The sequence below is a fragment of the Gelidibacter sp. genome (assembly GCF_039916245.1).
In the GTDB taxonomy this organism is placed as follows: Bacteria; Bacteroidota; Bacteroidia; order Flavobacteriales; family Flavobacteriaceae; genus Gelidibacter.
In genome coordinates this window covers 1-15,380 of the sequence record NZ_JBDSLS010000118.1, presented here as the reverse complement: position 1 = coordinate 15,380, position 15,380 = coordinate 1, and the positions used below count along the sequence as shown (strand labels likewise).

The 15,380-nt window shown below is 36.0% G+C and carries 13 protein-coding genes and 1 pseudogene; 2 read left to right on the top strand and 12 right to left on the bottom strand.

All coding sequences use genetic code 11. From position 1 onward, the window contains the following. Positions 1 to 8 precede the first annotated feature (8 nt). A complete protein-coding gene (locus ABIQ28_RS06125) occupies positions 9 to 494 on the top strand; it encodes a biopolymer transporter ExbD (RefSeq protein ID WP_348035996.1) in 486 nt (161 codons plus the stop codon). 98 nt (positions 495 to 592) lie between these two features. Then, positions 593 to 1,297 (top strand): porin family protein, encoded by a 705-nt coding sequence (locus ABIQ28_RS06120; protein WP_348035995.1) that lies wholly within the window; start codon positions 593 to 595, stop codon positions 1,295 to 1,297. A 251-nt stretch (positions 1,298 to 1,548) separates the two neighbouring features. Here ABIQ28_RS06120 and ABIQ28_RS06115 read toward each other — a convergent pair whose 3' ends face one another. The 12 genes and pseudogenes from ABIQ28_RS06115 to ABIQ28_RS06060 all read right to left on the bottom strand — a co-directional run. Next, the gene (locus ABIQ28_RS06115) at positions 1,549 to 2,157 is read right to left on the bottom strand and encodes a hypothetical protein (protein WP_348035994.1); all 609 of its coding nucleotides are present in this window, start codon (positions 2,155 to 2,157) and stop codon (positions 1,549 to 1,551) included. After that, a complete protein-coding gene (rpoN, locus tag ABIQ28_RS06110) occupies positions 2,154 to 3,614 on the bottom strand; it encodes an RNA polymerase factor sigma-54 (protein WP_348035993.1) in 1,461 nt (486 codons plus the stop codon). Before rpoN ends, ABIQ28_RS06115 begins: the two co-directional genes overlap by 4 nt. A gap of 133 nt (positions 3,615 to 3,747) precedes the next feature. Further along, positions 3,748 to 5,181: an asparagine--tRNA ligase gene (asnS, locus tag ABIQ28_RS06105; protein ID WP_348035992.1), complete on the bottom strand. Its 1,434-nt coding sequence runs from the start codon at positions 5,179 to 5,181 to the stop codon at positions 3,748 to 3,750. A 285-nt stretch (positions 5,182 to 5,466) separates the two neighbouring features. Next, positions 5,467 to 6,690, bottom strand: a complete 1,224-nt coding sequence (locus ABIQ28_RS06100; RefSeq protein WP_348035991.1) for a T9SS type A sorting domain-containing protein — start codon at positions 6,688 to 6,690, stop codon at positions 5,467 to 5,469. Positions 6,691 to 6,927: 237 nt separating this feature from the next. Beyond that, positions 6,928 to 9,336, bottom strand: coding sequence for an efflux RND transporter permease subunit (locus ABIQ28_RS06095; RefSeq protein WP_348035990.1), 2,409 nt, complete (start codon positions 9,334 to 9,336; stop codon positions 6,928 to 6,930). A 51-nt stretch (positions 9,337 to 9,387) separates the two neighbouring features. Continuing rightward, positions 9,388 to 10,671 carry a hypothetical protein gene (locus ABIQ28_RS06090; protein ID WP_348035989.1) on the bottom strand — a complete coding sequence of 428 codons (1,284 nt, stop codon included), beginning with the start codon at positions 10,669 to 10,671 and terminating at the stop codon, positions 9,388 to 9,390. A gap of 60 nt (positions 10,672 to 10,731) precedes the next feature. Next, on the bottom strand, positions 10,732 to 11,289 hold the full coding sequence (gene frr, locus ABIQ28_RS06085) for a ribosome recycling factor (protein ID WP_348035988.1): 558 nt from the start codon (positions 11,287 to 11,289) through the stop codon (positions 10,732 to 10,734). 59 nt (positions 11,290 to 11,348) lie between these two features. Next, positions 11,349 to 12,056: a UMP kinase gene (gene pyrH / locus ABIQ28_RS06080; protein ID WP_348035987.1), complete on the bottom strand. Its 708-nt coding sequence runs from the start codon at positions 12,054 to 12,056 to the stop codon at positions 11,349 to 11,351. A gap of 318 nt (positions 12,057 to 12,374) precedes the next feature. Continuing rightward, entirely contained in the window at positions 12,375 to 12,956 is a 582-nt protein-coding gene (gene gldD / locus ABIQ28_RS06075) for a gliding motility lipoprotein GldD (protein WP_348035986.1), read from the bottom strand. Beyond that, positions 12,953 to 14,284 (bottom strand): gliding motility-associated protein GldE, encoded by a 1,332-nt coding sequence (locus ABIQ28_RS06070; protein WP_348035985.1) that lies wholly within the window; start codon positions 14,282 to 14,284, stop codon positions 12,953 to 12,955. Before ABIQ28_RS06070 ends, gldD begins: the two co-directional genes overlap by 4 nt. Before the next feature lie 23 nt (positions 14,285 to 14,307). Beyond that, positions 14,308 to 14,742, bottom strand: a complete 435-nt coding sequence (ssb, locus tag ABIQ28_RS06065; RefSeq protein WP_348035984.1) for a single-stranded DNA-binding protein — start codon at positions 14,740 to 14,742, stop codon at positions 14,308 to 14,310. A gap of 417 nt (positions 14,743 to 15,159) precedes the next feature. Next, positions 15,160 to 15,380: pseudogene (locus ABIQ28_RS06060) on the bottom strand (A/G-specific adenine glycosylase); the annotation flags it as partial.

Here is a 15,380-nt window from a genome sequence, read left to right as displayed (position 1 = left end):
ACATCAATATGGCCAAATTTAATAAAAAGAAGTCAGGCGAATTACCGGCAATATCAACAGCGTCATTACCTGACATTGTATTTATGCTATTGTTCTTTTTTATGGTGGCAACTACAATGCGTGAAACTACGCTGAAGATTGAAAATAAATTACCATTTGCTGACCAGGTTGAGAAACTTGATAAAAAAGATTTGGTAATGTATATTTATATTGGAAAACCAACTGAGGCATTTCAAAATAAATTCGGTAAGGAAGCTCGTATTCAATTAAATGACAAGTTTGCTGATTTATCCGAAATTAGATCTTTTATTGCCTCTGAAAGAGCCTCAAAAAGAGAGGAGCTTGTTCCGTTTTTGACTGTTGCTCTTAAAGTGGATGAGAATGCCAATATGGGTATTGTCAGTGACGTTAAGCAAGAACTTAGAAAAGAGAATGCATTGAAAATAAACTATACCACCAAAAAAGGTGATGTTTCTTCGAACAGAAAAAACTAGTTTATCAGTTAAATAGTCTATAAGGCATCCTAAGTTATTAGGATGCTTTTTTTTTGGTCAAGATTCAAAAGTGCAGCAATATCATTTATATTTGTAGTATGAAGACCGTTCTATTTATTGTCATGTTCTCTTTGATGTCCTCAATGGTGTTTTCACAGCAACCTAAAGATGTCGATACCACTTTTGTGGATTACAAGTACAGAGAGGATCAATTCTACTTGTCAGTGACCTATAATCTTCTTGGTAATAAGCCAAATGAAATCAAACAAAGTGCATTTTCAAGCGGCATGCATTTTGGGGTAATTCGCGATTTTCCTTTTAATGAACGTAGAAATAAAGCGTTCGGAATCGGTTTGGGACTCTCCGTAAACTCCTACAATCAAAACATGTTAATTTCTGAAGATGCTACTGGCGATTATAACTATCAAATTATTGATGAAAGCCAAATAGCGATCAAAAGAAATAAGTTCACGACGTATTTGTTTGAAGTGCCATTACAATACCGTTGGCGCACCTCTACAGCCAAGGATTATAACTTTTGGCGTATTTATACCGGTGTGAAATTTGGTTACGTGATTAATAATTCATCAAAATTCAGGGGGAGTATCGACGATATTAAACATAGTAGCATTGATGATTTCAACAAATTGCAATACGGTCTTACCCTTAGCGCAGGTTATTCTACTTGGAACTTTAGTGTTTATTATGGTCTTAATCCTATTTTTAAGGACACTGCACAGCTAAACGGCAAATCCATGGACATGAACAGTATCAACGTTGGATTGATCTTCTATGTGCTTTAGAATGGCCTAATGGAAGATAAGCAAAGTAAAGAAGCGCTAAGAAATGCAGATAAGAGAAAGAAAGCACAATTAACAACACAAGAAGGGTTAAGCTTTTTTATTTTTTTCTGAATTTTAATTCGCATTTAAATTCTAAAAGTCACAATCTAATAGAAACTGAGCGTTTTGATGAATTCAGATTTGACAAGAAAAAGGAGCAAATTGAAATGGCTAAAATTGCAGGTTTATTATTTTATCTCGTCACCTAATCTCTACAGCCAGTAATTCAACAACACCAATTGCGGTGTTAATCCTATAAAAACTCCCATCACTAACTCTGCATTGGTGTGTGCCTTTAAGTGTAATCTCGACGTGGCGATAGCGCCAAGGATGACGCACATTAAAGCTATGGTTCCATTGATGTTGATCTTGAAATGGATGCTGAGTGCAAGCGCAAACATAAAAAAACCTGCACTTCCTATCATGTGAATACTTGCCTTGAATTTTAAAAATGCCAAAAACAAACAGGCTAATGTTGAGAATAAAATGCCCAAATAGAAATAATATAATTCAGGAATTTCCTCATAAGGCAGGACTCTTTTCAAGATCAGAATCAAGATCAAAACGTTTAGAATTAAAGGAATTATCCGCTCCTTGCTCGTTTTTAATTCGAGAGATTCCACTTGTTTAATGGTTTTGAGTAAGAAATATATCAGTATAGGTAAAATGACGGTCAAAATTGTAATCGAAAATACTTTTGCCCTGATGACCGGTTCTGGGATAAAACGTGGTGTTTTTGAAAAATAGAAAATGACCCCTAATAAGGGCATGAGTAATGGATGAAAAATGTAAGAGATACTTTTTAAAAGATAATGTATCATATTTTTTTTCGTAAACGTGCCACAGGTATGTCCAATTGTTCTCTGTATTTGGCAACTGTACGTCGTGCGATAGGGTAGCCTTTTTCTAAAAGAATGGAAGCTAGTTTCTCATCGGTAAGTGGTTTGCGCTTATTTTCATCTTCAATTACCGTTTCCAGGATCTTTTTGATTTCTCGAGTGGAGACTTCTTCGCCTTGGTCATTGGTCATGGATTCTGAAAAGAATTCCTTGATCAATTTGGTGCCATAAGGTGTGTCCACATACTTACTGTTCGCCACACGCGATACCGTAGAAACATCCATTTCAATTTCATCAGCAATATCCTTTAAAATCATCGGTCGTAGCTTACGCTCGTCGCCCGATAAAAAAAACTCCTTTTGATAGTGCATAATAGCGCTCATGGTCACAAATAAGGTTTGCTGACGTTGTTTAATGGCTTCAATAAACCACTTGGCAGCATCCAATTTCTGTTTGATGAACATTACCGCATCCTTTTGTGATTTGGACTTCTCCTTGGCCTCCTTATAGCCCTTCATCATGTTGCTGTATTCTCGTGACACATGAAGTTCTGGCGCATTTCTGCCATTTAGGGTCAACTCTAATTCGCCATCCACAATCTTTATGGCAAAATCTGGGACGATATGTTCTACAATGCGGTTATTACCCGCATAAGAACCTCCTGGTTTGGGATTTAAACGTTCTATTTCATCAATGGCATCCTTGAGTTGTAACTCAGTGATGTCAAATTTTTGAATTAATTTTTTATAATGCTTTTTGGTAAATTGATCAAATGCAGTATCGATAATGTGAATAGCCAACTCTACATCCGGATTTTTTTCCTTGCGATGTAATTGGATGCTCAAACATTCCTGAAGGTTGCGTGCGCCAACGCCTGCAGGATCCAATTGATGAACTATATGGAGTACTTTTTCAATTGATTTTTCGTCCGTAAACACATTCTGCGTAAAGGCCATATCGTCCATAATCTCTGCTAGCGAGCGACGGATATAACCACTTTCATCAACACTGCCTACCAAAAACTCGGCAATATCACGCTCATCATCCGTTAGTCTGAAGGTGTTTAATTGGGTGGTCAAATATTGAGTAAAAGAAGTTCCCGCTGCAAACGGAATATCTCGATCTTCATCATCTGCACTGTAATTATTGACTTGAGTTCTATAATCTGGAATATCGTCGTCACTCAAATACTCGTCAATGTTGATGTCTTCGCCAATTTGTTCATTTTCTTCGTACTCGTCCTGCGTGTTGTCAAATTCGTCAAACTTGTCATCGAACTCATCCTCTTCCTTTCCTGATTCCAAGGCTGGATTTTCTTCCATTTCCTGCTTTAAACGTTGTTCAAATGCTTGTGTAGGCAATTGAATCAACTTCATGAGCTGAATCTGTTGCGGCGACAACTTTTGTGATAATTTGAACTGTAAGTACTGTTTAAGCATGCGTATCAAGGTTTAACTCTAAAAATAGAAAAAACAATCTATATAAGTGAAAAATATAAATTGTTTTGTGAAAGTTTTACGTTTTAAGGAAGACCAGACAGGTTTCTAAAACCTGTCTGGTCATTAGGGTTATTTAGAACTCTGCATTATGCGGTGTTCTTGGAAAAGGGATGACATCACGGATGTTGCCCATTCCTGTAGCAAACATTACCAAACGTTCAAAACCAAGTCCAAAACCAGAGTGTACTGCGGTGCCGTATTTGCGTAAATCCAAATACCACCATAGTTCTTCTTCATCAATGTTCAAGGCTTTCATCTTTTCCTTAAGAACTTCTAAACGTTCTTCACGTTGAGAGCCACCAACCATTTCACCGATGCCTGGGAATAGAATGTCCATGGCGCGAACCGTTTTTCCATCTTCATTCAAACGCATATAAAATGCCTTGATATTGGCAGGATAATCAAATAAAATCACAGGACATTTAAAGTGTTTTTCAACTAAGAAACGTTCGTGTTCACTTTGAAGATCTGCACCCCATTCTGTAATAAGATATTTGAATTGCTTCTTTTTATTAGGTTTTGAATCGATTAAGATGTCAATGGCTTCGGTATAGCTAACGCGTTTGAAGTTATTGTCAATAACAAATTTCAGTTTTTCAATCAGACTCATTTCTGAACGCTCAGCTTGAGGTTTTGATTTTTCTTCCTCCAACAAGCGTTGTTCTAAAAACTCCAAATCCTCACGGTTGTGTTCTAAAACATATTTTAGCACTGATTTCAAGAAATCTTCAGCAAGGTCCATGTTTCCGGCTAGATCCATAAAAGCAACTTCTGGTTCAATCATCCAAAATTCTGCTAAATGGAGAGAGGTATTAGAGTTCTCGGCTCTAAAAGTTGGTCCAAAAGTATATACTTTACCTAAGGACATGGCGTAGGCTTCTGCTTCCAATTGTCCCGAAACGGTCAAGTTGGTTTCCTTTCCGAAAAAATCTTCAGAATAATCTACTTTGCCGTCTTCAGTTAATGGTGGGTTTTTTGGATCCAATGCACTAACGCGGAACATTTCGCCGGCACCTTCAGCATCACTTCCCGTAATGATTGGGGTGTGCATATAGTAAAATCCGTTGTCATTAAAATACTTATGAATGGCAAATGATAATGTGGAACGCAAACGCATTACCGCACTAAACGTATTGGTTCTAGTACGTAAGTGTGCATTTTCGCGTAAAAATTCAAAAGAGTGTTTTTTAGGCTGAATAGGAAAGGTTTCCGGATCAGAATCTCCCAAAATGACAATTTTGTCTACTTGAATTTCAACCGATTGTCCCTTGCCTTGACTTTCGATCAATTGGCCTTTAATATGAACGGCAGCACCCGTGGTAATGCGCTTTAATGTTTTTTCGTCCGTATTTTCAAAATCCACAACACACTGAATGTTTTGAAGTGTTGAACCATCATTTAAAGCAATAAAACGATTCGCTCTAAAGGTTCTTACCCAACCTTTAATATCAATGTCTTGCGATTTAAAATCTGCTTTTAATAATTCTGCAACGGTTTTAGATGTCATAGTCATAAATTTAAGAGTGCAAAGATAAAAAAAGCCTCATGGCTTTCAATCTTTAATGACGAAAAAACAAGTGTTTAGAGGTATAAATCCATGAGCAACGCTAATTTGTTCAATTCAATGCTGAGATCTTTTGGTTTACTGTCTCTCCTATCTTTTAGAGAGTAATTTTTTCAACTTGATTCTTCTCGTGTCTTTACTCTTCGAAATAAACATGCAGGTCATTATAAAAGCAAAAAAATCTCCAATTATGGAGATTTTAATTGCAATATAAATGTATGATTACTATTAGTTTTTTGTAATGCGCTTAGTAGCAAAACCATTATCTGAATAAATTTTCAAGACATATATTCCGGCATTAAGGGCTTCGATATTAAGCGAGGTATTCAAAGCTTGAATTTTCTTTTCCAGAACTTTGCGACCATTAATATCAAATAGGCTAGCGTCGGCTTGAATTTGATCTCTTAATTTGATGTTAAACATGTTTGTTGTGGGATTTGGATAAACGCTTACAAAATTAGAGTCGCTTAAGTCGTTTAAATCCATAGTGTCATCAGAATAGTAATAGGTTGATCTCGTTTCAATCTCCCAGGTTGCAGCACCTCGAACAGGTATTTGGGCACTGGTGTTTTCGCTCGTGATACTAGTTAGTAATTTGTTGTAATGAGCTATATCATCAAGCCCAGCATCATTTTGATATGAATTGGTGTTAAATGGATTTCTATATTTTGATAGTAAGATTGTCTTATCATAAGTATAATCTATTTTGTCATTTTCCTCCCAAATAATGCCGTCTGGAGATTTTGAATAGATTTCAGTAATTCTATTACCACTGGTGTCTGTTGTAAAATTAATTTTATCATCATTTTTCCACGCTACTCCCTCCCATGTTTGGAACAGTATTTCTTCAATTCTATCGCTTGATGCATTTCTTTTATATATAGTTTTGTCAGACAAGACCCAGATATTATTTTCGAAATCTTCAATAATAATTTCTGATATTTTGTTCGCCACATAATTAACAACGCCTCTTTCATCATTAATCCACAGCGTACCGTTCCATTCGAAGGAATTGAAGGAAGCAATATTATTTCCGGAATAAACAAAATCTGTTTTATCTTCTGGTTTCCAAACACCATTATCCCAGGTATAGGTTATTTCTTGAATGATTTTATTGTTAGTGTAGGTAAGTACATCTCTAAATATGTTGGTGTATGCTTTTGTGAAATCATTCCAACTTGAAAAAACAGTCTCCGTTAAGTTGCCGTTATTGTCATATGTATATTGAATTTTTGAAGCTGGAATCCAAGCAATGGATAACCAATAAAAATCTTTAGTTTCTGCTAATTCTCCTTTAGAGTTGTAAGTGTATTCTTCTTTGAGAGCTTCACTATAAACTTGTGTGTCTGAATCATAATATTCTACAATTTTATGAGTCAGCGATTCCTGACTATAGGTAGTAAACAGACCTAATAAAAAAGTGAGTACGAAGAAAAGTATATGTTTTTTCATAATTCAAGTTTTAAGATTATTAAATTTATATAGATGCAGTAAGGCCTTTTGAATCAGGATAATACAGAATTTGGAGGTCTTATAAAATTAGAGAAAAAAAACGATATCTTTAGAGAATTTGATCGAAAGTTTGAATCACTTTCAAAGATATTTTTCTACATAAAAAACACCTTAGGTCAACATAAGGTGTTTTGATTATAAACGGCTAGACTTGTAATAAGCTATTTATACTTTTTCTTATGAATTTAAGTTGGACTCATTCTCTGAGTCATCTTCCTCAGGAATTATATTAATCGAAGGCTTCTTCAATGTCTCTTTATTGGCAATACTTTTTTCTAAAGATAATAGCAGGGATGGTAAGAGTACCAGATTGGATAACATTGCAAATAATAAAGTTGTAGAGACTAAGGCTCCTAAAGCCACCGTTCCTCCAAAACTCGATAAGGTAAAGACTGAGAATCCGAAGAATAATACAATGGACGTGTAGAACATGCTCACACCAGTTTCGCGCAATGCCCCATAAACCGATTGTTTTATTTTCCAATTATTCGCTTGTAGTTCTTGACGGTATTTTGCTAAAAAGTGAATGGTATCATCTACTGAAATTCCAAAGGCAATACTAAATACCAAAATAGTCGATGGTTTAATCGGAACTCCCAAATAACCCATTAATCCAGCGGTAATTAACAACGGCAAAAGGTTGGGGATCAATGAAATGACGATCATCCTAAAAGATCTGAATAAATACGCCATAAATAAAGCAATCAGAAAAATGGCAAGAGAGAGGGAAATCACTAAATTCTTGACCAAATATTTAGTGCCTTTTTGAAATACCAAGGCCTTTCCGGTCATGGTCACGTTATAATTTTCGGCTGGAAATAATTTATTGATTTCAGTTTGAAGATCTTCTTCAATACGTTCCATTTTATCCGTGCCAATATCTTTCATAAAGGTGGTAATGCGGGCGTAACGACCGGTGCTATCTACGAAGCTTTTTAGCATATCAGCTTCAGTGTTGGAGTTTTTGGCATAAGACAAGATAAAACTGTTTTCTTGACTGGTAGGAAGTTGATAATATTTTGGATTACCGTTATAATATGCTTGTTTAGAATATTTGACGAGACTCACTACAGAAATTGGCCTCGACAATTGCGGAATTTCAATGATAAGATCTTCCTGCTCATTCATGCGTTTGAGCGTGCTCAATGTCATGACGCCTTTTTTGCGTTTGGTATCGATCATGATTTCCAAAGGCATAATCCCGTTGAACTCATTTTCAAAAAAGCGAATATCCCTGAAAAACTCTGTGTTTTGGGGCATATCTTCAATAAGACTTCCAGAAATTTTGATTTGAAAAATCCCAATGATACTTATAGTTAACAACGATACCGCAGTCAAGTAAATAGTGATGCGGCGGTGTTTGACCATGCCTTGTATCCAATTGGTAAAACTATTGATCCAGCGTCGGTTGAAATGGTTTAAATGGCGCTCTTTCGGAGACGGTAAAAAGGAATAAATAATAGGTATAATCAGAATTGAGAGCAGAAATATAGAAATAATGCTCAATGAAGAAACGATACCAAATTCTTTTAAAAGCGTGCTTTCTGTCAGGATAAATGTTGCAAATCCAGTTGCTGTTGTGGCGTTGGTCATTAAAGTGGCATTTCCAATTTTGGTAATGACACGTTGCAAGGATTTCACTTTATTTCCATGAAGTTTGACTTCCTGTTGGTACTTATTAATGAGGAAAATACAGTTGGGAATTCCAATAACAATAATCAGCGGCGGAATTAATGCGGTCAACACCGTGATTTCGTATCCCAAAAGTCCAATAATACCAAAAGTCCACATGACCCCAATACATACCACAACAAGGGCGATTAATGTGGCTCTAAACGATCTGAAAAATAAAAAGAAAATGAAAGAGGTTACAAAAAGCGCTGCGCCAATAAACAATGGGATTTCACCCACAATATTTTCAGAATTGAGGGTTCGGATATATGGCATCCCTGAAACTCGGACATCCAGATTGTATTTTGCTTCGAAATCAGCAATTTTAGGTTGAAGAATATCGACGATAAAATCTTTTCGTGTCGAGGTATTGACAATATCTTTATTAAGATAAATGGCAGTCCTGATGGTTCGGGTTTCTTTATTGAAAAGGAAATTGTCATAAAAAGGATATTTATGAAATAATTCTTGTTGCAAGGTGTCAATTTCTTCCAATGATGTCAAAGAATCCTTGATAAAAGGTTCTAAATCAAACCTCTCTTTTTCAGTATTTTTGACGAGTTTCTTTAAATCTTTTATGGATAGGACAGCATCGACTTCATCATAATACTTGAAACTTTCAGAAAGCCGGTTCCAGGCATTTAATTTTTCGACCGTAAACAAAGTCGGATCTTTGACGCCAAGCACCACAAGATTGCCTTCTTCTCCAAAAATCCTTAAGAATTCGTTATAAGTAATATTAACTTCATTGTCGTCAGGTAGCAGATTGGCTTCCGTAAAAGTAAAGCGCATATACTTCCATTGCGTACTTAAGAAAAAAGTCGCTAAAGCAATAAGGATAAGAATGATAATTCTGTTGCGTAAGATTAATCTTGCCGCAACCTTCCAGAAGTTTATTGTAGACAGTTTAAACATGGCTTATTTTACTACTGCAAAGGTAAAACAAACAAAATATTTGAAAGGCCTCTATAAGGTAAGATTGAAGGTAAACTTCACGGCCACATTATCAGTAAATATTGGTAAATGGTAAGCGCCGTATCGGTAGGCAAAGCTTAATCCAAATCCAAAAAGTATCTTGTTCACCTCAAGTCCACCCTCCGAATATCCTTTGTTAAGTGTGCCAAAAGTAATACCTTGATGCCGATCAATATTACTCATGTTTCCTAAAGCAAAACGGGAAATCAAGACCATTTGTGGTTTACTAAATTTCGAATCATAAAAGGGCTTCAGGGCATGCTTTAGTTGAAGAGTTGCAAACCGGTCTGAAAAAAACTCGTTGAAATACATGGTTTCAAAACTGTTAATTCCTGCGACAGAAAACCGATTTAAAATGGTCAGTTTGTTGATGTTGTTAGGGTAGGCATGGTACAAATTGGTCAATGGGGTTGTGCCTATGGCAATACCGCCCGTTAAAGTGGCTTCTGTAAAGGAGTCGCCCTCGGCATTGTGTTCCAATTTATAGATCGTCCTAAAGTCTATTTTAGTAAAATTAAAATCGCCACCTAATACATCTTTAAAGCTTTTAGACATTTGAAGGGTAAAGTTTGGAAAACCTTCCTTTTGAACTTCTTCATCACCAACGTTTTCAAAAGTATTGAACGGATTCCATTGTAAGGATACTTTTGCAATACTCATCCGGAATTCCTTAAAAGCGGTTTCATCCACCAAAAAAGCATAGTTGTAGGTTGGGTTCACATTACTTCTAGAAAATTGGGTCTCGGATAACAAATACGGTGTGATCCTATGTTCAAGAGCTATTGATTTGGTAATATGATGATGAAACAGATTAATGTTAATTAATCGAGGCTCGAAAAACGAAAAGAAACGTTTGTCAGTTAAAAAAGTGGAGCTTCCCGTTTCCTGTAAATCGTCAGTATAGGCAAGGTTGATCCATGTCCCTGAATCTTTAGACAGTCTAAAACCTCCGCCAATGCTATATTTAAAGGTATGATCTCTAAATCCATAAACGAGATAGCCGTTCATTCGGTATTTTTCAGAAAGGTTGTCATTGGTTCTTCCTCCCAAGCCAGTCCGTATCCCTTCATGTTGATTATATTTTATCAGATAACGAAGGTCAATATCTATATATTTAGTGGGGAAAAAGCCATTCCCTATTTGTTTGAAAAACTTGCTTTTCTTGATGGAATCCTGTTCTACAACGGTTAGTGTGTCTCCCGTTTTAGTTGGAATTTGTGACTGTGTTGACCATATACAAACGATAAAAAAAAGATAAGCACAGTATTTTTGCATATAGTGATTGGATAAATGTTAATGTAGTGCTAAAAAAAGCGACTTGTGAGTCGCTTTAAATTATACGGTCATGATTTCCTTTTCTTTTACCTCTAAGGCTTCATCAATTCTTTTAACGTACTTATCGGTTAATTGTTGTACTTCTCCTTCTGCACTTTTTTGAATATCTTCAGAAACGTCAGTCAACTTCTTGATTTCATTATTAGCATCTTTTCTTGCACTGCGCACACCGATTTTGGCGTCTTCAGCTTCAGCTTTGGCTTGTTTAGCCAAGTCACGTCGGCGCTCCTCCGTTAATGGTGGAACACTAATGATGATGAGGTCGCCATTATTCATCGGGTTGAAGCCCAAGTTTGCGATTTGAATCCCTTTTTCAACTTCTTGAATCATTTTTTTCTCCCAAGGTTGTACGGTAATTGTCCGACCGTCAGGTGTATTTATGTTGGCAATTTGGGTTAATGGCGTTTGAGCACCATAATAGTTGACCATTACGCTGCCTAACATGGCTGGGCTCGCTTTGCCCGCTCTAATATTTCCAAATTGCTTTTCAAGATGCTTGATGGCATTAGCCATGGCTTCTTTTGTACTATCTAATATAAAGGTAATGTCTTCGTTCATCGTTAAAAATTTTTATTTCTAAAACAATCCAAAAAATGAGCCAAATGGCAGGTTTTGATTTATAGATTAACTGTAGTTCCAATTTTTTCCCCAGAAATCACTTTTAAAAGATTTCCTTTTTTGTTCATGTCAAAAACAATAATTGGCAATTCATTTTCCTGACTTAGTGTAAAGGCAGTGGTGTCCATTACTTTCAGCCCTTTGCTCAATACATCATCAAAGGTAATGTGATCGAACTTAACTGCACTGGTGTCTTTTTCAGGATCTGTGTTGTAAATACCATCAACGCGAGTTCCTTTTAAAATTACATCAGCTTCTATTTCAATAGCTCTCAAAACAGCTGCTGAATCGGTGGTGAAATACGGATTTCCAGTGCCACCACCAAAAATAACCACACGTCCTTTTTCTAAATGGCGCATTGCTTTTCTTCTGATAAAAGGCTCTGCGACTTGGTTGATATGCACTGCTGATTGTAATCGTGTTGGCATACCTGCATCTTCGAGGGCGCTTTGTAATGCTAATCCATTAATTACTGTTGCTAACATGCCCATGTGGTCTCCTTGTACACGATCCATACCAGCGCTTGCACCGGCAACACCTCTAAAAATGTTTCCACCTCCGATAACGATGGCGACTTCAACACCCAATTCAATGATTTCTTTAATGTCTTCAGCATATTCTGCCAATCGTTGTGGGTCAATTCCGTATTGACGATCTCCCATCAGTGCTTCGCCTGAAAGTTTGAGAAGAATTCTTTTGTATTTCATGTGTATATACTTATTGTTTTTCAATGGTCACATGCTATTCGCCATTAATCTTTCTCTTTGGTGTTAAAATTTTTAGCATGCTCATTTCATGTGTTTGTACTTATTGTTTTAATGGACACATGTTGCTCGCTTTGAATCATTCCCATGGGTTTTAAAATTTTTAGCATGCTCATTTCATGTGTTGTGTCGAAAAATTTAGCAAATATAATGATTATTGTAATTTACAAAAGTAGAAGTTGCTTATTGTAGTGGTTTAAACTTTTTCCATTCGCTAAAAAATAGTAAACTTTCGCTTTAACACCAAAAGTTTTAACCATTTCATTTCCATTTTAAGGTTTCCATGATGTGTTTGATGTCTTTCTTTAAATAGTCGGCCGCAGGTAAAATGGAATCATAATTGGGCTTTGCGTAAAAATAAAGTGAACCATTCAAGAAATGATTGACACTATCTGTAACGTAAAACTGAGATTGTGATGCAGCATTGCCACCAATCTCATAGAACATTCCATACACCCGATGGTCTTTGTTTTCGTAAAAATCGCCTTCAATCACATCTGCTTTTTGAGTATGCTCTTGAGTCAGGTTTTGAGAGTCTCTGATCAAAGGAATGAGGTTGTTTTCGGTAACCTTAATATAGGTCAGGTAAATAGTGCCTTTTAAGGACGGGTAGTCTATGTTGATGCCAAATGAACGATTTTTATCGTCTATTTTGACTTTTCTGATCTTCGGTGCTAGGGTGTTTTTTTCGAAAGTGAAAGGCAAATCGGTATCTGTTTCTTTATATTCCGCTGGTGGATAATCCAGTCGTAAAAAACCTTTTGGTTTAGGAACGGGATCTTCGCCGCACGAAAAACAGAGGCTAACGATTAATGCAAGGGCTAAAACTTTAAATTTTATCATTTTAAAATAGTAAATTTCACTTGTTTGATGCGCTTTTTATCTAAAGCTTCAATAGTGAAAACGTAATTTTTGAAATTTATTTTACTGTTACGTCGTGGGAAAACTCCTGAAATTTCTAAAACGAAACCTGCAATGGTTTCCGCCTCGCCTTTATGGTTTTCAAAGTCAGAGTCATCTTCAAGATTCAGGATTTTGTAAAATTCCTTTAAGGTTGTTTTTCCATCAAATGAATAATTGTAATCATCTATTTTGGTAAACATCAAATCATCAACATCAAATTCATCACTGATATCGCCTACAATTTCTTCAATAACATCTTCCAACGATACCAAGCCAGAAGTACCGCCATATTCATCCACCACAACTGCTAAATGCACTTTTTTCTCTTGGAATTCTGCCATTAAGTCGTCCAGCTTTTTGTTTTCTGGCACAAAAAACGGATCGCGCAACAAGGCGGTCCAATCAAATTGTTTTCGGTCAATATAAGGGAGAAGGTCTTTAACGTATAATATGCCAACAACATTGTCAATGGTTTCCTTGTAAACAGGAATTCTTGAATAGCCATTTTTAATGACTTCTGGAATGATTTCAGAATATTTCAGATCGTTCGACAAAGCGAAAATGTCAATTCGAGGACGCATAACCTGTTTGGTGTCTGTATTTCCGAAGGAGACAATTCCTTGCAGGATTTTATGTTCTTCCATGGTCGTCTCATGCGCGCTAGTAAGTTCTAAAGCTTGAGACAGTTGATCCACACTGATATTGGATTTCTGTTTTCCCAACTTATTGTGGATGCCCACTGTGATAGAACGCATAGGCAAACTTATTGGCGAAAAGATAACATCCAAGACTTTAATGGGTTGTGCCATGAACATTGCAAATTTAATTCGGTTTCTGCTGGCGTAAATCTTTGGTAGGATTTCTCCGAAAAGTAAAATTAAAAATGTAGCAACGACCACATCAAATATAAAAGCAAGATCCAATTTAAATTGGAAAATATTGATAATCATATTTCGCCCTTCAAACGCCGCTTTACTTATGGTAGCAAAGAGCAATACGGTAGCGATATTGATGAAGTTATTCGCAACGAGTATGGTGGCCAATAATTTTTTAGGACGTTCCAGAAGTTTTGATATAATTTGGAATGCAGTCGATTTTTGCTGTAAACCATTGTCAATGTCAGAACGCGTTAGTGAGAAAAAAGCTACTTCAGCACCCGAGATAAGCGCGGAGCAGGTAAGTAATACACATATAGAAATAACTCCTATAATTAATGAGATGTTATCCGAAGATAGAAAGATTAGTAGTTGCGTGGGTTCAGGGTCCAATACAAAAGGGATTAGTTAGATTTTTAAAATGGTAAATCATCATGTTGTTCAGGTTCGGCACTATTGGTATTTGGGATTGATGCCGATTGTCCTGGGTTTGAAAGATTGTCCTGATTTTCATTTTTTGTGGTCAAAAACGTAAAATCGGTACATTGTATTTCTGTGGAATAACGCTCGATGCCCTTGTCGTCAGTCCATTTTCTTGTTTTGATACGACCTTCAATATATACTTTGTCGCCTTTGCTCAAATATTTTTCACAAATTTCGGCGGCTTTGTTGCGTACTACGATATTATGCCATTCGGTATTGCTAATACGTTCATTGGTTTGCTTACTTGTATAAGTCTCATTGGTGGCCAAAGGAAATCGTCCAACGCAATTTTTATCATCAAAATAGTGCATTTTCACATCATCTCCCAAGTGACCAATTAACATGACCTTATTTAAAGTGCCAGACATAATTTATTTGAAATTTAGATGCAAATTTAACCATTTGCAATGACTTATTTAAAAGTAATGAAAATATATGAGTTATTATTTGTTGCCGTTTGAATTTGTCAGTCTATATTGATAATTCGTTTTATGTCATTTTTTAATACGGGAAAATTATAGTACAGCACTTATAGTAAGAGTGCTTTTTTTTCTTTATCAAATTTCTCTGTGAATCTCTATTTTATTTGTGCTCTGTGTAACTCTGTGGAATGGCTTTTACAGTATACGAATCATCTGGTTTTTATGGAACGCAGAGGACGCGGATTTCTTATGATTTTAAACTGATTCTTTTTTGGACATGGATTTCACTGATTTTCACAGATAGATAACGTGATTAATAAAATTTTTCCTTTGTGCAACTCTGCGTAATAACTTTCTAAATAGCTAATCAAAGAATTCATCAATAAAATTACTAATCAAAATAGGCGTTGGATAGGTCTTTATTTTTGCAATAGGAATTCCATTATGCGGGAGTTTTTCAACTTCAATAATCCAGAATTTGGTATGTAAATGCTGATGCGAAAGTTTGTGCACAATGTCCTTACTATTATATAGACTAAATTCAAAAGGAGCGTCCTTAAATAAAGACTGTATAAAAGGATGCT

Coding starts and splice junctions, on each gene's coding strand:
- gldD (WP_348035986.1), bottom strand. CDS start 12,956: ATGATAAAATTTAAAGTTTTAGCCCTTGCATTAATCGTTAGCCTCTGT.
- pyrH (WP_348035987.1), bottom strand. CDS start 12,056: ATGAAATACAAAAGAATTCTTCTCAAACTTTCAGGCGAAGCACTGATG.
- ssb (WP_348035984.1), bottom strand. CDS start 14,742: ATGTCTGGCACTTTAAATAAGGTCATGTTAATTGGTCACTTGGGAGAT.
- ABIQ28_RS06120 (WP_348035995.1), top strand. CDS start 593: ATGAAGACCGTTCTATTTATTGTCATGTTCTCTTTGATGTCCTCAATG.
- rpoN (WP_348035993.1), bottom strand. CDS start 3,614: ATGCTTAAACAGTACTTACAGTTCAAATTATCACAAAAGTTGTCGCCG.
- asnS (WP_348035992.1), bottom strand. CDS start 5,181: ATGACATCTAAAACCGTTGCAGAATTATTAAAAGCAGATTTTAAATCG.
- frr (WP_348035988.1), bottom strand. CDS start 11,289: ATGAACGAAGACATTACCTTTATATTAGATAGTACAAAAGAAGCCATG.
- ABIQ28_RS06090 (WP_348035989.1), bottom strand. CDS start 10,671: ATGCAAAAATACTGTGCTTATCTTTTTTTTATCGTTTGTATATGGTCA.
- ABIQ28_RS06100 (WP_348035991.1), bottom strand. CDS start 6,690: ATGAAAAAACATATACTTTTCTTCGTACTCACTTTTTTATTAGGTCTG.
- ABIQ28_RS06095 (WP_348035990.1), bottom strand. CDS start 9,336: ATGTTTAAACTGTCTACAATAAACTTCTGGAAGGTTGCGGCAAGATTA.
- ABIQ28_RS06115 (WP_348035994.1), bottom strand. CDS start 2,157: ATGATACATTATCTTTTAAAAAGTATCTCTTACATTTTTCATCCATTA.
- ABIQ28_RS06125 (WP_348035996.1), top strand. CDS start 9: ATGGCCAAATTTAATAAAAAGAAGTCAGGCGAATTACCGGCAATATCA.